Below are 17,747 nucleotides of genomic sequence, written 5' to 3'. Positions count from 1 at the left end.
GATGATCAGGAGTTGGGGCGCTTGCCGTGGTTGGCGCTGCTCTTCTTACGGGCCTTCTTCTTGCGGGCCTTCTTCGCCATGCTCTGCCTCCTTGTGCTGGTCACGGTTCCGTCCGCGGCTGGGCGCGGCGGAGGTCGCGGTGCGGCCCTCCGGGCTCGCCGGTGGCCGACCCGCACGATGCTAGTGCCGTCGCCGGCGGTCGGGGCGCGGCGGGGCGGATCGCGCGCGGCGGTGGTGCGCGGCCCGGCGTGACCGGCGTCATGATTGGATACCGTTCGCAGGATTGTCGGGGAGCTGTCGGGGAGAGGGAGGGCCGAGATGGCCGAGGAGATCCGCGCCGAGATGGTGGCGAACGTCTGGAAGGTCGTCGTGTCGGCCGGTGACACGGTGTCCGAGGGCGACACCCTCGTCATCCTGGAGTCGATGAAGATGGAGATCCCGGTGGTCGCCGAGTCCGACGGCGTGGTGCAGAAGCTGGCGGTCAACGAGGGCGACGTGGTGCAGGACGGCGACCTGATCGCGGAGATCGGTTGACCGGCCTCCGGGTGCGCCGCGCCGAGCCGGCGGACTTCCCGGCCGTGGCCCGGCTGACAGTCGCCGCGTACGAGGCGGACGGCCAGCTCAAGGACGAGAGCGGGTACGCGCCGGTGCTCGCCGACGTGGCCGGCCGCGCCGAGACCGGCGAGGTGCTGGTGGCCGTCGACGACGCCACCGGCCAGGTGCTCGGCGCGGTGACGTTCGTGCTGCCCGGCACCCCGTACGCCGAACTGGCCGGCCCGGGCGAGGCCGAGTTCCGGATGCTCGCTGTGGATCCGGCCGCGCAGGGCCGGGGCGCGGGCGCCGCGCTCGCGGCCGCGTGCGTGGCGCGCGCCACGGAGCTGGGCTGCACCGCCGTGGTGATCTGCGTCCGCGCCGGGATGGCGGCGAACGCACACCGCCTCTACGAGCGGCTCGGTTTCGTCAGGTACCCGGAGAAGGACTGGACGCCGCTGCCCGGCATCGACCTGCGTGGCCTGCGGCTGGATCTGACCGCGGCGGGCTGAACCGGCTCAGCCCTGGCCGGTCTCGCCGATCTTGGCGAGCAACTCGTCGGCCACCTGGAGCGCGATCCGCTTGCGCTCGTCGTCGGTGATGCCCGGCACGCGTACCGCGAACCAGCTGCTGTGCACCGCGAACAGCGTGAGCGCGGCACGGAGCTGGGCGGCGGGCGAGTCGTCGCCCCGGCACAGCTCGTGCGCCAGCCGCATCATCCGGTCCCGCATCTGCTGGCCGGCGACCAGGCTCTTGAGCACGGTCTGGTTCTGCTCGAAGAAGCGCATCACCTGGGGCAGGTCGCCGGCGAACATGCTGTCGGCGTACCTGCCGATCAGGGCGCGCCGGGTAGCCAGGGTGGGCGGCTGGTCGGCGGCCCAGGCGATCAGCTCGTCCATCCGGCGCAGCCGGTCGTCGACCAGGCTGGTGACGATCTCGTCCTTGCTCTTGAAGTGGTAGTAGAGCGCCGCCTTGGTCACGCCCAGCCGCTCGGCGATCTCCCGCAGCGACGTCTTCTCGTAGCCCTGCTCGGTGAAGAGTTCCAAGGCGACGGCCTGGATCCGCTCGCGCGTGCCACCTGTGGTCTCCCTCACCGGCCGACATCCTTCCAATCCGCTTGACGTGCGCCCGCCATCAGCTTACCGTCCGGCTAGTAAGCAAACTAGCCGGGCGGCAAGTAAGTCGATCATCCGATCTGCGGGGGAGCCTACCGATGAGTCAACCAGCCCAGGTGACCACGAGACCCAATGTCCGGGTCGTCCTGTTCGGTCTGATGATCGCGATGATGCTCGCGATGCTCGACAACATGATCGTCAGCACCGCGCTGCCGCGGATCGTCTTCGAGTTCGGCGGCGCCGACCACTTCACCTGGGTGGTCACCGCGTACGTGCTGGGCACGACGGTCTCCACGCCGATCTGGGGCAAGCTCGGCGACCTCTACGGCCGCAAGACGGTCTTCCTCACCGCTGTGGTGGTGTTCCTGGTCGGCTCCGCGCTCTGCGGCATGTCCGGCTCCGGCGTCTTCGGCGGCGCCGACACCGGCATGACCGAGCTGATCGCCTTCCGCGCCGTCCAGGGCCTCGGCGCCGGTGGCCTGATGGTCGGCGTCATGGCGATCATCGGTGACCTGGTCCCGCCGCGCGAGCGGGGCCGCTACCAGGGCATGATCGCCGGGATCATGGCCATCGCCATGGTCGCCGGTCCGCTCGTCGGCGGCTTCATCACCGACAACCTCTCCTGGCGCTGGGCGTTCTACGTCAACCTGCCGCTGGGCGGCGCGGCGCTGCTGATCCTCGCCACCACCATGCACCTGCCGAAGTACCGCACCGAGCACAAGATCGACTGGTTGGGCGCGGCGCTGCTGTCCGTCGGCATCACCGCGATCGTGCTGGTGACCACGTGGGGCGGCAACGAGTGCGACTGGGTATCGCCACAGATCCTCGGCCTCGCCGTGCTGGCGGTGCTCGCCCTCGGCGCGTTCGCGGTGGTGGAGCGGCGCGTGCCGGAGCCGATCCTGCCGCTGAGCCTTTTCGCCAACCGCAACTTCGCGCTGATCTCGGTGATCGGGTTCCTGCTCGGCTTCGCCATGTTCGGCGCGATGAACTTCCTGCCGCTCTACCAGCAGACCGTCCAGGGGGCGTCGGCCACGAACAGCGGCCTGCTGCTGCTCCCGCTCATGTTCGGCATGCTCGTGGTGTCGCTCGTGGTCGGCCGGACCATCACCAGGACCGGCCGCTACCGCGTCTTCCCGATCGTCGGCGGCGTGGTGATGGTCGCCGGGATGGGCCTGCTCAGCCTGCTGGACGTGGACACCAGCAAGGCGCAGTCCTCGATCTACATGATCGTGCTCGGTGTCGGCATGGGCTTCCTCATGCAGACCTCGATGCTGATCGCGCAGAACAGCGTGGAACAGAAGGACCTCGGCGCGGCCAGCGGCGCTGCGACCTTCTTCCGGTCCATCGGCGGCTCGTTCGGCGTCTCCCTCTTCGGCGCGATCTTCGCCAACCGCCTCGCCGACTCGGCCGCCGGTTCCGCGTTCGCGGGCTCGGGCGGCGAGGGCGGCGAGGGCGGCGCGATGGACCTGGAGGCACTCAAGAAGCTCACCGGCCCGATGCGCGAGGCGGTGCTCGGCGGCCTCTCCGACGCCATCTCGCACGTCTTCTTCTGGGCGGTCCTCTTCACGGTGGCCGTACCGGTGCTCGCCTGGTTCATCAAGGAGGTGCCGCTGCGCGCGACGAACGACGTACCGCCGGCCGGCGCCACACCGGAGGACGAGGCCGAGGCCGCGCTCGGCAAGGCCCCCGTCGCCTGACGTGCCTCGCGCCCGCTGCTCGCCAGCTCGGGGTAGTGGCGGGGTCGAGGGCGAGTTGATCGCGCCACTTCGGCGAAGTGGCGGCGGTCAGTTCCGGCGGAACAGGGCTGTGAACCGTCGCCAGAGACGGCGCAGCGGACCGCCGGCGGCGCCGGCGATGAGCGAGTCGGCGGTGGCACGGGTGGCCGGGTCGAGGGCCGGGGTGGCCCGCGCCAGGTACGCCAGTGACACCGCCACCGGGGTGCGCCGCATCGGCCCGGCCGCCACCTCGGCGACCCGCCCGGACACCAGCGCTGCTACGTCGGCGCGGGTGTCCGGGTGCACCCAGGCGGCGGTGACCAGGGCGAACAGTGCCGCCTCGGCGGCCGGGCCGAGATCACCGGCGGCCAGTTCCCCCAGCACCCGACGCCGGGTCGACAGCTCCCACGGCTCGTCGGTGCGGTGGTGCAGCAGGCCGAGGCAGGCCCAGACCTGCGCGCAGCGCGTCCACAGTGCCGGATCCTGCCCGCCGAGCACCCGGCCCAGCGCTGTCGCCGGTGCCTCCGGTGGGTGTGCCAGCAGGGCGAGCAGGTCGGCGAGGTCCAGTGTGGCGAGCCCGACCGCGGCGTCGTACGCGGCCGGCGGGTGCGCCCACGCCGGGTGCGCGAGCTGCTGGAGCCGCCGTACCGCTGCCGCCGAGGGGGCGGGACCGTCGAGGGCCGGGGTGTCGTCGCCGGCCGGGGTCACCTGCCCGAGCCAGGGGCGGCCCCGGCAGCACTCGGCGAGGTCACCGTGCTCGTGCGTGTCGTCCGGGTGGTCGCGGACGAAGTCGGCGAGCGCCACCAGGTGGTCCACGTCGCCGTCGCGCAGGTAGCGCAGCCGGTGCGCGGTGTGCACCGCGCAGTCGAAGGTGGGGTCCTTCGCCAGCGCCCGGTCGATCCAGCCCAGCGCCGCGTCGAGCCGGCCGTTGTCGGCCAGCGTGCCGGCGATGTCCGCGTAGACAGCGAGGTCGTCGGGGTCGAGCGCGACAGCGCGTTCCAGTGCGGCGAGCGCCTCGGCGGTCCGGCCGGCGCCGCGGTACGCGTACCCGAGCCACACCTCGCCGAGTTTGGTGGGCTGTGCGCGTACCCCCCGGGTGGCCCAGGTGACGGCGAGGGTGACCTCGCCGAGGCGCCGGGCCAGCGCGGACGCCGCGCCCAGCAGCAGCGGATGGGCCGGATGGACGGTGATCGCGTTGCGGGCCAGCGTGAGGTACGGCGCGAGCGGCTCGCGCAGCCGGCGCGGCGCGGGGTCCGGCGCCGCCGCGCAGACCTGCATGAGGATCCGGGCGGTGCGCTCGGGATCGAGGCGTTCCGGCAGGTCGGCGGCGGTCACCCAGGGCACTGCGGCCCAGGGCGCGGCCGGCGCGTAGCCGGTGGCGGCGGCGAGCAGGTCGAGCCCTTCGGCGGGCCGGCCGGCGGCGGCGAGCAGGTGCGCGCGGGCCACCACGGCGCCGACGAACGCCTGCTGACCGAGCGGGAAGAGGTCCAGGTCGCCGCCGCTGGCCGCGTTCAGCCGGGCGAGCGTCTCGTGCGCCTCGGGCAGCGTGGGGGAGCGGACCAGCGCGGCGGCCACGTGGTCGGCGGCGTGCCGCAGGTCGCCCTCGCCCAGCGCAAGCCGGGCCAGCGCGAGTTCCTCCTCCGCCGACAGCGCGGCGTCGTCCTCGGGCACGTCGTCCTCTCGGCGGGTCGGGTCGGTCAGCCGGGCAAGCCTAGGGGATCTTCCGTCAGTTAGTGATCCACTGCGCACTCCTGCTCGTTGCGTTGATTGAGGCTACTGAAACGTGCAAGACTGAGCATCGAACGCGCGGGAAACGCGCAGAAGGAGGTTCCGGAGTGACGCAAGCAGGGGCCGGTATGGCCGCCGACATCGACGAGCAGCCGGCCGGTTACGAGCGTCTGCTCTCCACCGAGCACGCGGCGGCCATCGCCGAGGTGGCGGCCGTCGTCGCCGAACGCCGCCCCCGGCACGTCGTCTTCACCGCCCGGGGCACCTCCGACCACGCCGCGCTCTACGCGGCCTACCTGACCGAGATCCGCCTCGGACTGCCCGCCGGGCTGGCCTCCCCGAGCGCGATCACCGTCTTCGGCGCCCGGCCCGACCTCTCCGACGCGCTCGTCGTCGGCGTCAGCCAGAGCGGCGGCTCGCCCGACCTGGCCGAGGTGCTGCGGGTCGCCCGCGCGTCCGGCGCGCTCACCCTCGCGGTCACCAACAACCCCGGCTCGCCGTTGGTGGAGACCGCCGAGCTGAGCGTCGACATCGCCGCCGGCCACGAGCGCGCGGTCGCGGCCACCAAGACCTACACCGCCGAGCTGCTCGCGCTGCTCATGCTGATCGAGGGCGTACGCGCCGGCGACGGCGTGCTGCCCGCCGAGGAGCACGCCGCCCTGAGCCGCCTGCCCGAGCTGGCCGCGCAGACGCTCGCCGACGACACCCCGGCCCGGCTCGCCCCGCGCTACCGGTTCGCCGCCCAGCTCGTCACCACCGGCCGGGGGTACGCGTACCCGACCGCCCGGGAGGCGGCGCTGAAGCTGATGGAGACGTCGTACCTCCCGGCGCTCGCCTTCTCCGGCGCCGACCTGCTGCACGGCCCGCTCGCCATGACCGACCCGGACGTCCCGGTGCTCGCCGTGGTCGGCTCCGGCCCCGGCGGCACGTCGATGCGCGAGGTGCTGCCCCGCCTCGGCGAACGCCGCGCCGACGTGGTCGTGGTCGGCTCCGCCGAGGTCGGCGAGACCCGGATGGCGGTTCCCGAGGTCGACGAGCGGTACGCGCCGCTGCTCGACATCCTGCCGCTGCAACGGCTCGCGCTGTCCCTGGCCCTGGCCCGGGGCGAGGACCCGGACGCGCCGCGCGGCTTGAAGAAGGTCACGGCGACGATGTGAGGTCCGGCGTGGCACGCTGTGTGGCGTGTCCACCCTCCGTGACCTCGCCGAGGAGCACACCGCGCTCCGCCCGGCCGACATCGACCACCTGCACCGGATCGCCGGCGACTGGCAGCTGCTGTCCGACCTGTCCTTCGCCGACCTGCTGCTCTGGGTGCCGGTGGACGGTGACGGCACGTTCCTCTGCGTGGCCCAGGTCCGTCCCACCACCGCGCCGACCGCCTACCTGGACGACCAGGTCGGGCGCATCGTCGGCGGGGCCGAGGTGGCCCACCTGGAGGTGGCCCACCGGCAGGGACGGATCTGGCGCGAGGGCGACCCGGTCTGGTACGGCGACGTCCCGGCCCGCCACGAGGCGATCCCGGTCCGGCTGCGCACCGGCGACGGTGAAGCCGGCGAGGTGATCGCCGTGGTGGGCCGGGACACCAACCTGTCCACCGCGCGCACCCCGAGCCAGCTCGAACTGAACTACCTGACCACCGCCGACGACCTCGCTCAGATGATCGCCGACGGCACGTTCCCGCCGCCCCGGCACCCCGGCGAGACCACCTCGGCACCTCGGGTCGGCGACGGCCTGGTGCGGCTCGACGCCAACGGCAAGGTCACCTACGCCAGCCCGAACGCGCAGTCCGCGTACCGCCGCCTCGGCTACGCCTCCCACCTCGTCGGGGAGGACCTGGCCAAGCTGCATCGCCGGCTCGCCGGCGACCCCCTCGAAGGCACCGACGCGGGCAACGCCGTGCTCGCCGCGCTGCGCGGCGAGGCGCCACCCCGCCGGGAGATCGACGCGCGGGGCGCCACCATGCTCACCCGGGCGCTGCCGCTGATGCCCGCCGGAGTGCCGATCGGCGCGCTGGTGCTGGTCCGCGACATCACCGAGGTACGCCGCCGCGACCGCGCCCTGATCACCAAGGACGCCACCATCCGGGAGATCCACCACCGGGTGAAGAACAACCTCCAGACCGTCGCCGCGCTGCTGCGCCTCCAGGCCCGGAGGGTTGCCATGCCCGAGGCGCGGGTGGCGCTCGAAGAGTCGGTACGCCGGGTCGCCTCGATCGCTCTCGTCCACGAGACGCTCTCCATGTCCAGCGACGAGGCGGTCGAGTTCGACGGCATCGTGGACCGGGTCGCCAGCGCCGCCACCGAGGTCGCCGCCACCGAGGTGAGCGTCGGCATGCGCCGCCGCGGCACCTTCGGCGTACTGCCCGCCGAGATCGCCACCTCGCTGGTGATGGTGCTCAACGAGCTGCTGCTCAACGCCGTCGAACACGGCTTCCCGCCGGCCGACGAGGAGGCCGGTGCCCCGTCGCCCGCGGACGCGGCCCGGCCCGAGGCCGTGGTCTCCGCGCCCCGGCCCGAAGTGGTGGTCTCCGCGCACCGGGCCCGCAAGCAACTGCACGTCACTGTCACCGACAACGGCCGAGGGCTGCCCGAGCAGTTCGACGCCGAACGCGGCGGCAACCTGGGCCTCCAGATCGTCCGGGCGCTCGTCACCGGCGAGCTGCGCGGCACCATCGACCTGCGCAACGGCGCCGACGGCGGCACCGAGGCGGCCATCGTCGTACCGCTGGCCCGCGGCACCACCGACCGCCTCACCGGACGAGCAGGGCCACCGTGATCCCCGGCCGCGGCCACACCTGCCGCACCGTGTAGCCCGCGCGCAGCGCGTCGCCCTTCGCGCCAGGCACCGCCGCCGGCGGGTCGGCGCGGCGGCCGGTGACCACCAGCCACACCCGGTCCACCCCGGCCAGGCACCGCGCCGGGTCGTCGCACTCCACGGCCCAGAGGCTCGCGTCCTGCCGCTGGTCGCGGACCACGAGCACGTCGCGCGGCAGCCTCCGCCCCATGTGGTACGCCATGCCGAGATCCGGGAACAGCCACCCGTCCCGGGGCGAGTAGACGATCGCGTCGCCCGGCCGCTGCTCGGCGCGGATGATCCCGGCCGCGCCCGCGTAGTCGACCGGTGCGCTGCGCGGCCACTCGTGGGTACGGCGCAGGGCCACCTGGTCGGGCAGCCCGAGCAGCCCGGCCAGGACCACCACCGCGATTCCCGCCGCGGTCCGTCCGCGCGGCGACGTCGGTCCCTGCTCTGCTTCCGCGGGCGCGGCAGTGCGGCCGGCTGCGGCGGGTGTCGCCGTGCGCTCGGGTTCGGCGGGCGTCGCTGTTCCCGGCGTTCGGGCCGGCGCGGGAGTGACCCGCGCGGCAGCCAGCGCGGCGCCGGCAAGTACACAGGCGAACGGCACGGTGAAGACGAGGTAGCGGGTCACCCACAGCGGCACAATCGTTCCGGCGGCGAAGACCAGCACCACCGGCAGCAGCACGGCGGCGACCGGCAGCAGCGCCCGGCGACCCAGCCGGGCCGCGCCGAGCGCCGCGAGCGCGAGCACGAACCCGCCGACGACACCGCTCTGCGCCAGCGCGCCCGGCAACGCCGCCAGGTCGGGCAGGCGCGCCGGGTCCACCCAGTCGAGTTGCCGTCCACGCTGCCCCCGCGCCGCCAGCGCCAGTGGGGTGACGAGCACGACGACCGGCACCAGCGCCAGCAGCCACCCGGCCAGCACCCGTCGGCCGGGCGCCGACCCCTCCCGAGCCTCGCCGGTCACGTCCTGCCGTTCCGCTTCCGGCGCGTCCGTGCCGTGCTCCCTGCTCCCGGGATGCGGTGACACCTGTGGGGTTCCACCGGCGCTCGATCTCGTGGCTGGGTGGAGCGCCGCGGGTGTCTGCGGGGCGCCGTGACACCCGTGGCGTTCCACCGGCGCTCGATCTCGTGGCTGGGTGGAACGCCACGGGTGTCTGCGGCATGGCCGGCTCGCGTCGGGCATCTCGGCTCGGGACCGGCCGGGCGGATCGACGACCGCCGCGGGGCCACGTGCGGCGGTCAGCAGCACCACCACGGCGTGGGCGGCGAGCAGGGTGAGCGCGATCAGGTGGAGCAGGGCGAGCGCGGCGACGGCGAGGGCGTACCCGGCCCAGCGTCGCCAGGTCGGCCGGCGCAGCGCCTCGACCAGCAACAGCGTGGCCAGCACGGCGAACAGCGTGGCGAGGGCGTACGGGCGGGCCTCCTGGCCGTACCGCGAGGTGACCGGCAGCACCGCGAACAGCAGTCCGGCCAGCAGCCCGGCGCGACTGCCGACGAGCATCGCGCCGAGGCGGGCGGTGAGCGCGGCAGCCACTGCCATCGCGAGCGCGGAGGGTAGCCGCAGCGCGGTCGGCGACGCGCCGGCCAGGGCGGTCCAGCCGTGCATGAGCAGGTAGTACGGCCCGGTAGCGGCGTCGATCGTGCGGGTCATCCGGACCAGGTCCGGTACCGGGCGAATGGCGGCGCTCCAGGTCGCCAGCTCGTCCCGCCACGGCTGGGCGTGCCCGATGCCGGTCAGTGTCACAGCGAGCGTGAGCAGTCCGGGTATCACCCACACCACCGGACCCGGCCGGCTGCGGACGGACGCGGGCGCGAACCTCCTCACCCCCGCAGCCTCACACGCCCAGCCCTTCCCGCCCGTCCGCTCCACCGATTCCCACCCACCCGGCCCCCGACCCGGCCCCCCGACCCGGCCCTCGCCCCGGCCCCACGCCCGGACCCGGTCGATCATGAAGTTGACGGCACGCACCGTCCCTTTTGTCCCCGCCAACTTCATGATCAATGGAGCGGGTGGGTGGGGTTGAGCTTGTTGACCAAGGAGATTGCGGCCTGGGGTGGTGGGTTGGGGGACGTTAACTCCTTGATCACCGGGGAGGGGGTGGGGAGAGGGCGGGGAGGGGGAGAGGGCGGGGAGGGGGATGGGGGTCGATGTGGGGGTGGTGGGCCCGTGATGTGGGATCACAGTGCGGAGCTGTGGTCGTGCGGGGCGTGGTGTGGCAGCATGAGGCACATGACCGCCGCTGTCGTCCGCCGCTTCGTGGCTCGTCGCCACGTCGATTACGGCCGCGTGCGCAGCGCGATCTGTCCGGCCCACTGACGACGCCCGACCTTTCCGTCTCGGGCGCGTACTCGCGCCGGCCGTCATCGACATCGCCGTCCACGGCCCTCTCCAGGGCCGGCCGCCGCGTCCGCGCTCCAGGCACCGCAGCAGACCATGGAGGACGCCGCGATGGCGGTCAGCAGCACCCCGACCCGTCCCGACACCCCGGCGCCTGCCGCCCGTGCGCCCCGCCGGCCACGCGGCGAGGGGCAGTGGGCGCTCGGACACCGTGAGCCGCTCAACCCCAACGAGCGGATCAAGAAGGACGACGACCCGCTGAACGTGCGGGACCGGATCGAGAACATCTACGCCCACAACGGTTTCGCCTCGATCGACCCGCAGGACCTGCGCGGCCGGTTCCGCTGGTGGGGCCTCTACACCCAGCGCAAGGCCGGCATCGACGGCGGGCGTACCGCGGTGCTGGAGCCGCACGAGCTGGAGGACGAGTTCTTCATGCTCCGGGTCCGGGTGGACGGCGGCCAGCTCAACCTGGCCCAGCTCCGCGTGATCGCGGACATCTCCCGCGAGTTCGCCCGGGACACCGCCGACATCACCGACCGGCAGAACATCCAGTACCACTGGATCCGGGTCGAGGACATGCCGGAGATCTGGCGCCGGCTGGAGGCGGTCGGCCTGCAGACCACCGAGGCGTGCGGCGACTGCCCCCGGATCGTGCTGGGCAGCCCGGTCGCCGGGGTGGCCCGGGACGAGGTGCTCGACCCGACGCCGGCGATCGACGAGATCGTCCGCCGGTACGTCGGCGACAAGGCGTACTCCAACCTGCCCCGCAAGTTCAAGACCTCGATCTCCTGGCTGGTCGACACGCCGTACGAGGCGAACGACATCGCGTTCCTCGGCGTGGAGCACCCGGAGCACGGGCCCGGGTTCGACGTGTGGGTCGGCGGCGGGCTCTCCACCAACCCGATGCTCGCCAAGCGGCTCGGCGTCTGGGTGCCGCTGAACGAGGTACCGGACGTGTGGGCCGGTGTGGTCGGCATCTTCCGCGACTACGGCTACCGTCGGCTGCGCAACCGGGCCCGGCTGAAGTTCCTGGTCGCCGACTGGGGCGTGGAGCGCTTCCGGGAGGTGCTGGAGAAGGAGTACCTGGGCCGCACGCTGCTCGACGGTCCGGCCGCCGACCTGCCGGCGAAGCCGGTCGACCACATCGGCGTGCACCAGCAGAGTGACGGCGCGAACTACGTGGGCGCGGCCCCGGTGGTGGGCCGGGTGTCCGGCACGCAGCTGGCGCAGCTCGCCGACGTGGTCGAGGCGCACGGCAGCGACCGGGTGCGGCTCACGCCGTACCAGAAGCTGCTCGTGCTGGACGTGGCGCCGGAGCGGACCGACTCGCTGGTCACGGCGCTGCGCGGGATCGGCCTGGAGGCCCGGCCGTCGGCCTGGCGGCGCGGCACGATGGCCTGCACCGGCATCGAGTTCTGCAAGCTCGCCATCGTCGAGACCAAGCGGCGCGGTGAGGAGCTGGTCGCCCGCCTGGAGGAGCGGCTGCGCGACTTCGACGCGGACATCTCCATCCACCTCAACGGCTGCCCGAACGCCTGCGCCCGCACCCAGGTCGCCGACATCGGGCTCAAGGGCCAGCTCGTGGTCGGCCCGGACGGCCGGCAGGTCGAGGGCTTCCAGGTGCACCTCGGCGGCGGCCTCGGCATGGCGCAGGGGCAGACCGCCGGCTTCGGCCGCAAGCTGCGCGGTCTGAAGACCACCGCCGAGGAGCTTCCGGAGTACGTGGAACGGCTCGCCCGCCGCTACCTGGCCGGCCGGACCGAGGGTGAGACGTTCGCCAACTGGGTGATCAGAGTCGACGAGGAGGAGCTCCGATGAGCGATGCCCGATCTGCGCCTCTCTACTGCCCGTACTGCGGCGAGGAGGACCTGCGACCGCACGAGGCCGGGCACGGCGCCTGGGAGTGCCACGCCTGCGCGCGGGTCTTCGCGGTGAAGTTCACCGGCCTGCTGAGCCGGGCGGTGACCCGGTGAGCGGCCTCGTCTCCGCCGCCGGCCTCGGCCTGATCGGCGCGGCCGAGCCGACGCGCCGCGACCCGGAGGAGCTGCGCGCGCTGGCCGAGGAGGCCGGCCGGGAGCTGGCCGACGCGCCCGCGATCGAGATCGCCCGGTGGGCGGTGGAGACGTTCGGCGAGCGGTTCTGCGTGACCAGCTCGATGGCCGACGGCGTGGTGGCGCACCTGGTCTCCCGGGTCGCGCCCGGCGTCGACGTGGTGTTCCTGGACACCGGCCTGCACTTCCCGGAGACGCTGCGCGTCCGCGACGAGGTGGCCCGGCGGATGCCGGTGCGGGTGCGCTCCATCCGGCCGCGGATGACTGTGGGGCAGCAGGACGGCCAGTACGGTCCGCGCCTGTTCAACAGGTCCCCGGACGACTGCTGCCAGCTGCGCAAGGTGGAGCCGCTGGAGCGGGCGCTGTCCGGGTACGACGCCTGGGCCGCCGGGCTGCGCCGGGACGAGTCGCCGACCCGGGCGAACACGCCGGTGGTGGGCTTCGACGCGCGGCGCGGCAAGGTCAAGGTGAACCCGATAGCGGCCTGGACGCAGCGGGAGGTGGACGCCTACGTGGCCCGGTACGACATCCCGGTCAACGAGCTGTTCGCCCGCGGCTACGGCTCGATCGGCTGCTGGCCGTGCACCCGGCGGACGAAGGCGGGGGAGGACCCGCGTGCCGGGCGCTGGGCGATGTTCGAGAAGACCGAGTGCGGCCTGCACACCTGAGCGCCGGGCCGCCGGTGGTGCTGGTGGCGCACGGCAGCCGTGACCCGCGTGCGGCGGAGGCGACCCGGGCGCTGGCCCGGGCCGTGGCGGACACCTGCCCCGGCCGTCCGGTGCTGCCGAGCTGGCTCGATCACACCGATCCCGGGCCGGCCGAGGTGCTGCGCGGGCTGGCCGACGCCGGTCACTCCCGGGCGGTCCTGGTGCCGCTGCTGCTGACCGCCGCGTACCACCGGAAGGTGGACATCCCGGCGGCGGTCGCGGCGGCCGGCGCGGACATCGAGGTACGGGTGACGGATGTGCTGGGGCCGACCGGTGGCGGGGTGGACGGCGGGCTGCTGGACGGGCTGCGCCGCCGTCTGGCGGAGGCGACCGGTGACGGGCCGGGTGGTCTGGACGCGGTGGTGCTGGCGGCGGCCGGTACCCGGGATCCGGCGGCGCGCGCCTCGGTGGGCCGGGTCGCCGCGGCGTTCGGCGCCGGGCTCGGAGTGCCCTGCCGCGTCTCGTACGCCTCGGCGGCGCCCCCGGAGGTCGGCGGCGCGGTCACGCGACTGCGCGCCGCGGGCGCCCGCCGGGTCGCGGTGGCCGCCTACTTCCTGGCGCCGGGCCGGTTCCACGACGGGGTACGCGCGTCGGCCCGGTCGGCCGGCGCGGTGGCGGTGGCGGACCCCCTGACCGACCTGCCGGAGCTGGCGGACCTGGTCCGGCGGCGGGTGGAGGCGGTGACGGGCTGACCCGGTCCGGGACAGCAGAACGCCCCGGCCGGAATCCCGGCCGGGGCGGTCAGCGTGTACGGGTCAGGCGGAGTGAGCGCGCAACACCCGGAGGCCGCCGCGGCGCTTCACCGCGCGACGCTCCTCTTCGCTCATCCCACCCCAGACGCCGGCGTCCTGACCGGACTCCAGCGCCCACTGCAGGCACTGGTCGGTCACGGGGCAGCGCCGGCAGACAGCCTTCGCCTGCTCCACCTGAAGGAGGGCCGGGCCGGACGTCCCGATCGGGAAGAACAGCTCCGGGTCCTCGTCGCGGCAGACCGAATCGTGGCGCCAGTCCATGGCGGCAACACTCCTCATTCTTAGTGGGTGGCCAGATAACGCTTCGTTGTTGCTATTTCTATAGGCGTCCGCATTGCCGAATGGTGACGGTCAGCATCCATCAATTCGGCGCAGCGTGAGCAGGCTGTGGGGTGCCCGGACCTGCTGGAACAGCTCAACCGAACGAGCATATCCAGGCAATGTCCCGGCAACACGAGTTCGCTTGTGAATACTTTCACGAACTACAGCGATGTCAAGGGTGACGCTCGGAAAAACTCCGAACAGTGAGCGGGCTCACCACCCATTTGTCCGGGTTTGCCAGAGCCCTGGTTACCCGGCGTGCCACAGTCGATAATCAATGTAGTACGGTCTGCGTGACGTTGCTGACATTTCCGGCACCCTTCCTCGGCGTGGCGGCCACCGCGCCCGCGCGGCGGGCGGTCCGCGTCAACCGACTGGGATACCCGAGACCTAGCAGATTACTCTCAGTGCGGCCGGTACGGATGTGAATCGGACTTTCTCCCGCTCGCCGAGGTAGTCCCCGTCCAGCTGGAACGGCAACGGCCGGTCCGAGACCAGCGTGAACTCCGCCACGTCGTGCAGCCGCAACACCTGCTTGCCGTGCGGATCCGGTTGCTTCGAGAAGAACTGCACCGCCGTACGGGCCGTGCTGGCGACCCGGAGCCGCCGCAACGCGAGCACGTCGAGCCCGAGATCGAACGACGCCTCCGGGTTCGGGTTGATCTCGCGGTCGCCCAGGTACGTCCACGGCGCGGTGTTCTGGATGATCGCCGTGGCCAACTCCGTCGCGGGCGCCTCACCCGGGCGCTCCAGCGTGATCGACGGGTGGCGGCGGTCCGAGCCGACGAAGTACTGACTCGCTGTGGAACGGAAGTAGAGCGCCGGGGTGGAGACGCGCCCCTTCTTGCGGGCCTGCTCCACCCGGCGGATGACGGCCGCGTCCAGCCCGAAGCCGGCGCAGAACGTGAAGTAGCGGTCGTCCGCACGGCCCAGCCCGATCGTGCGGGACCGGCCCAGTCGCAGCCCTTCCAGGATCATGCTGGTGCCGTCCGGCCACTCCCGGGGCAACCCGAGCGCGCGGGCGAACACGTTCGTCGAACCGCCCGGCACGGTGGCCAGCGCGGGCAGCCGCTCGGCCGAGGTCTGTCCGGTACGGAACGTCGGCGGCTCCGCCGCCATCAGGCCGTTCACCACCTCGTTGACGGTGCCGTCACCGCCGAGCGTGACGACCAGGTCGACGCCCTCCTGGGCGGCCTCCCGGGCCAGGTCCGTGGCGTGGCCCCGTCGGCGGGTGTAGCGCACCGACAGGTCGACTTCACTGCGCAACGCCCGGACCAGCACGTCCCGGCTGCGCTCGCTGGTGGTGGTGGCCTTCGGATTGACCACCAGGACGGCCCGCATGGGCGGCACTGTACCGCGACTACCCACCGGTATCGTGGCGCCCGTGACGATCGACTCCGACCCGCTCCCCGGCACGCTGCGCGCCGCGGTGCTCCTGCTACGTGCCCAGGCGGTGGCGCTGGGGCTGATCGCGGTGTGGCTCATCTGGTCCGACCTCACCGCCGACACGACGGATCTGACCTCGGCGCTGCTGGTGACCGTCTTCGCCGTCGGCGGCGCGGTGGCGCTCTGGGCGCTCGGCGGCGCGCTGTCCCGCCGCCGTGCCGGGGCTCGCGCACCGGCCATCGTGCTCCAGCTCATGCTGCTGCCGGTCGGCTGGTTCATGATCGAGGGCGGCATGGGCTGGCTCGGGGTACCGCTGATGGCGCTCGGGATCGGCATGGTCGGGCTGCTGGTGAGCGGTCCGACCAACCGCGCGCTGGGTTTCGGCGAGCCGGCCGGCTGAGCGCCGCCCGGTCTTGACGCGGCCCGTTCTGGACCGCAGCCGGGTCTGGACGCCGCCGGGCCGTGGCCGCCGCCGGGCCGTGGCCGCCGCCGGGCCGTGGCCGCGCGTCGGTCAGAAGCCGCCGGCGCGGCGGGTCAGCAGCGAGATGGTGGCCCGGCCGCCTGATGCGTGGGCGTTCGCCCCGGTGGTCAGCGCGGTCAGCACCTTCCAGGCGAACGACGACTCGGACGGCAGCGTGGCGCCCCGGACCGTCGGCACCGTCACCTCGACGGTGAGCGCGTCCTCGGTCACAGCGAACCGGCACTCCAGCTCGGCGTCGCGGGTGGCGATGGCGAGCAGCATGGCGCACGCCTCGTCGACGGCGATGCGCAGATCCTCGATCTCGTCGAGGGCGAACTGGAGCCGGGCCGCGAGGCCGGCCGTGGCGGTGCGGAGCACGCCGAGGTAACCACCGTCGGCGGGCACGGTGAGGTGGACGACGTCGTCATCGGTCGTCGGGTGCCCGGTCAGTTGAGTCACGGCTCCTCCCCCCCGGTGCGGGACTCTACCCGGTCAGCGGGCGGGGCGCGTGGGCGCGGCCGTCGCGTGCGTCGCTAGCTCGTGCAACGCCGGCCCGGCCAGGCGGTACGGCGTCCACTCGTCCATCGGCGTGGCACCGATCGCGGCGTAGAAGCGGGCCGCCGGGTTCCAGTGGATCATCCACCACTCCAGGCGCTGGTAGCCGCGCTCGACGCAGATCGAGGCCAGCGTGGCGAGCAGCATCCGGCCCGCGCCGGTGCCCCGGGCGTCCGGGCGGACGTAGAGGTCCTCCAGGTAGATGCCGTGCACGCCGGCCCAGGTGGAGAAGTTGAGGAACCAGAGCGCGAAGCCGACCGGCTGGTCCGAGGCGTCGACGGCGACGTGGCCGTACAGCGCCGGGGACGGGCCGAACAGGGCCGCGTCGAGCTGTGCCGTGGTGAGGTGGCACTGCTCGGGTGCGCGCTCGTACTCGGCGAGTTCGTGCACCATGGCGACGACGGCCGGTACGTCCTCGGGACGTACCGGCCGGATCGTCGGAGTGCCGTCGGGCGACGTCACGCCTGCTTGGTCTCCCAGAAGATCTTCGAGATCTCGTCGATCTTCGACAGCAGCTCGTCGGCCTTGGCCGGGTCGGTGGCGCCCTTGGCGCCGGCCGCGCCGGCCAGCTTGGTGGCCTCGTTGAACAGCTGGTGCAGGTGCGGGTACTTCTCGAAGTGCGGCGCCTTGAAGTAGTCGGTCCAGAGCACCCACAGGTGGTGCTTGACCAGCTCCGCCCGCTGCTCCTTGATCAGGATGGCGCGGGTGCGGAACTCCGGGTCGGTGTTGGCCTGGTACTTCTCGCAGATCATTTTGACCGACTCGGCCTCGATCCGGGCCTGGGCCGGGTCGTATACGCCGCAGGGCAGGTCGCAGTGAGCGCTGGCCGTCACCCGGGGCGTGAGGATGCGGGGAAGGCGCATCAGGGTCCTCCATGGGTTGTTTGCGATGATCCAAGACGACATTACTCCTGGAGACGCCCTCCGGGGCTGGGAGGTGACATGGCGCCCACCGGTGAACCTCCGGCCCTGCGCGGCCCGCTGGTGCCGGTGCTGGTGACCGGCCCGTCCATGGCCCCGACGCTGCGTCACGGCGACGCGGTGCTGGTCCGCACGAGAGGCCGGCCGGTACGCTCCGGCGACGTCGTCGTCGCGGTGTTCCGCAGCCGTCCCGACCTGCTCGTCGTCAAGCGGGCGGTGGAACCCCGCGACGGCGGATGGTGGTTGCGCGGCGACAACGAGTTCGTCGCCGACGACTCCCGCGCGTACGGCGTGGCCGACGTCCGGGGCCGGGTGGTGGCCCGCTGGTGGCCGCGTCCGGGACGGGTCAGGGGACGGTAACGACCGGAG

20 protein-coding genes are annotated in these 17,747 nt (G+C 73.1%); 11 read left to right on the top strand and 9 right to left on the bottom strand.

The annotated features are described in order from the left end of the window. Nucleotides 1-5: 5 nt before the first annotated feature. Nucleotides 6-80 (bottom strand): 50S ribosomal protein bL37, encoded by a 75-nt coding sequence (locus tag FB454_RS35285; protein WP_369752275.1) that lies wholly within the window; start codon nt 78-80, stop codon nt 6-8. A 238-nt stretch (nt 81-318) separates the two neighbouring features. Here FB454_RS35285 and FB454_RS05255 point away from each other — a divergent pair, with 238 nt between their 5' ends. Then, entirely contained in the window at nt 319-534 is a 216-nt protein-coding gene (locus tag FB454_RS05255) for a biotin/lipoyl-binding carrier protein (RefSeq protein ID WP_013288370.1), read from the top strand. Then, nucleotides 531-1,043: a GNAT family N-acetyltransferase gene (locus FB454_RS05250; protein WP_013288369.1), complete on the top strand. Its 513-nt coding sequence runs from the start codon at nt 531-533 to the stop codon at nt 1,041-1,043. The genes FB454_RS05255 and FB454_RS05250 overlap by 4 nt, the downstream gene beginning before the upstream one ends. Nucleotides 1,044-1,049: 6 nt before the next feature. Here FB454_RS05250 and FB454_RS05245 read toward each other — a convergent pair whose 3' ends face one another. Then, on the bottom strand, nt 1,050-1,625 hold the full coding sequence (locus tag FB454_RS05245; protein WP_013288368.1) for a TetR/AcrR family transcriptional regulator: 576 nt from the start codon (nt 1,623-1,625) through the stop codon (nt 1,050-1,052). A gap of 119 nt (nt 1,626-1,744) precedes the next feature. Here FB454_RS05245 and FB454_RS05240 point away from each other — a divergent pair, with 119 nt between their 5' ends. Then, entirely contained in the window at nt 1,745-3,343 is a 1,599-nt protein-coding gene (locus FB454_RS05240; protein ID WP_145822591.1) for an MDR family MFS transporter, read from the top strand. A gap of 87 nt (nt 3,344-3,430) precedes the next feature. Here FB454_RS05240 and FB454_RS05235 read toward each other — a convergent pair whose 3' ends face one another. Then, nucleotides 3,431-5,032 carry a tetratricopeptide repeat protein gene (locus tag FB454_RS05235; RefSeq protein WP_030275112.1) on the bottom strand — a complete coding sequence of 534 codons (1,602 nt, stop codon included), beginning with the start codon at nt 5,030-5,032 and terminating at the stop codon, nt 3,431-3,433. Between the two features lie 185 nt (nt 5,033-5,217). Here FB454_RS05235 and FB454_RS05230 point away from each other — a divergent pair, with 185 nt between their 5' ends. Next, complete coding sequence (locus tag FB454_RS05230) at nt 5,218-6,246, top strand: SIS domain-containing protein (protein WP_030275110.1); 1,029 nt, start codon at nt 5,218-5,220, stop codon at nt 6,244-6,246. 25 nt (nt 6,247-6,271) lie between these two features. Further along, nucleotides 6,272-7,864 (top strand): PAS domain-containing sensor histidine kinase, encoded by a 1,593-nt coding sequence (locus FB454_RS05225; protein WP_145753018.1) that lies wholly within the window; start codon nt 6,272-6,274, stop codon nt 7,862-7,864. On the opposite strand, the gene FB454_RS05220 is transcribed toward FB454_RS05225, so the two are convergent. Next, nucleotides 7,839-9,710, bottom strand: coding sequence for a glycosyltransferase family 39 protein (locus FB454_RS05220; RefSeq protein WP_486485395.1), 1,872 nt, complete (start codon nt 9,708-9,710; stop codon nt 7,839-7,841). The two genes, FB454_RS05225 and FB454_RS05220, sit on opposite strands and share 26 nt — an antisense overlap. A gap of 624 nt (nt 9,711-10,334) precedes the next feature. Between FB454_RS05220 and FB454_RS05215 the strand changes: the two genes are divergently transcribed. From FB454_RS05215 to FB454_RS05205, 4 genes are read left to right on the top strand one after another with little or no spacing between them, the layout of a single operon-like run. Next, nucleotides 10,335-12,044 carry a nitrite/sulfite reductase gene (locus tag FB454_RS05215; protein WP_145822590.1) on the top strand — a complete coding sequence of 570 codons (1,710 nt, stop codon included), beginning with the start codon at nt 10,335-10,337 and terminating at the stop codon, nt 12,042-12,044. After that, nucleotides 12,041-12,199 (top strand): hypothetical protein, encoded by a 159-nt coding sequence (locus tag FB454_RS34780; RefSeq protein WP_013288361.1) that lies wholly within the window; start codon nt 12,041-12,043, stop codon nt 12,197-12,199. The genes FB454_RS05215 and FB454_RS34780 overlap by 4 nt, the downstream gene beginning before the upstream one ends. Then, nucleotides 12,196-12,945, top strand: a complete 750-nt coding sequence (locus tag FB454_RS05210; protein ID WP_013288360.1) for a phosphoadenylyl-sulfate reductase — start codon at nt 12,196-12,198, stop codon at nt 12,943-12,945. The genes FB454_RS34780 and FB454_RS05210 overlap by 4 nt, the downstream gene beginning before the upstream one ends. Then, entirely contained in the window at nt 12,927-13,676 is a 750-nt protein-coding gene (locus tag FB454_RS05205; protein WP_030271875.1) for a sirohydrochlorin chelatase, read from the top strand. Before FB454_RS05210 ends, FB454_RS05205 begins: the two co-directional genes overlap by 19 nt. A 63-nt stretch (nt 13,677-13,739) precedes the next feature. Here the strand turns inward: FB454_RS05205 and FB454_RS05200 are convergent, their stop codons facing one another. Together FB454_RS05200 and FB454_RS05195 are read right to left on the bottom strand one after the other, a co-directional pair. Beyond that, on the bottom strand, nt 13,740-13,997 hold the full coding sequence (locus FB454_RS05200) for a WhiB family transcriptional regulator (protein WP_013288358.1): 258 nt from the start codon (nt 13,995-13,997) through the stop codon (nt 13,740-13,742). 450 nt (nt 13,998-14,447) lie between these two features. Beyond that, a complete protein-coding gene (locus FB454_RS05195; protein WP_030271872.1) occupies nt 14,448-15,398 on the bottom strand; it encodes a diacylglycerol/lipid kinase family protein in 951 nt (316 codons plus the stop codon). Between the two features lie 43 nt (nt 15,399-15,441). Here FB454_RS05195 and FB454_RS05190 point away from each other — a divergent pair, with 43 nt between their 5' ends. Further along, complete coding sequence (locus FB454_RS05190; RefSeq protein WP_041784529.1) at nt 15,442-15,843, top strand: hypothetical protein; 402 nt, start codon at nt 15,442-15,444, stop codon at nt 15,841-15,843. Between the two features lie 111 nt (nt 15,844-15,954). Here the strand turns inward: FB454_RS05190 and FB454_RS05185 are convergent, their stop codons facing one another. Genes FB454_RS05185 through sodN form a run of 3 tightly spaced genes read right to left on the bottom strand, consistent with a single transcriptional unit; the run spans nt 15,955 to nt 17,321 of the window. Then, complete coding sequence (locus tag FB454_RS05185; protein ID WP_047894358.1) at nt 15,955-16,362, bottom strand: ATP-binding protein; 408 nt, start codon at nt 16,360-16,362, stop codon at nt 15,955-15,957. A gap of 33 nt (nt 16,363-16,395) precedes the next feature. Further along, nucleotides 16,396-16,920, bottom strand: a complete 525-nt coding sequence (locus FB454_RS05180; protein ID WP_047894357.1) for a GNAT family N-acetyltransferase — start codon at nt 16,918-16,920, stop codon at nt 16,396-16,398. Next, complete coding sequence (sodN, locus tag FB454_RS05175) at nt 16,917-17,321, bottom strand: superoxide dismutase, Ni (protein WP_047894356.1); 405 nt, start codon at nt 17,319-17,321, stop codon at nt 16,917-16,919. The genes FB454_RS05180 and sodN overlap by 4 nt, the downstream gene beginning before the upstream one ends. A 78-nt stretch (nt 17,322-17,399) precedes the next feature. Between sodN and FB454_RS05170 the strand changes: the two genes are divergently transcribed. Further along, entirely contained in the window at nt 17,400-17,738 is a 339-nt protein-coding gene (locus tag FB454_RS05170; RefSeq protein ID WP_047894355.1) for a S24/S26 family peptidase, read from the top strand. Nucleotides 17,739-17,747 lie beyond the last annotated feature (9 nt).

It is taken from the genome of Micromonospora sp. CNZ297 (assembly GCF_007827625.1).
This window is presented reverse-complemented; position numbering and strand designations above follow the sequence as displayed.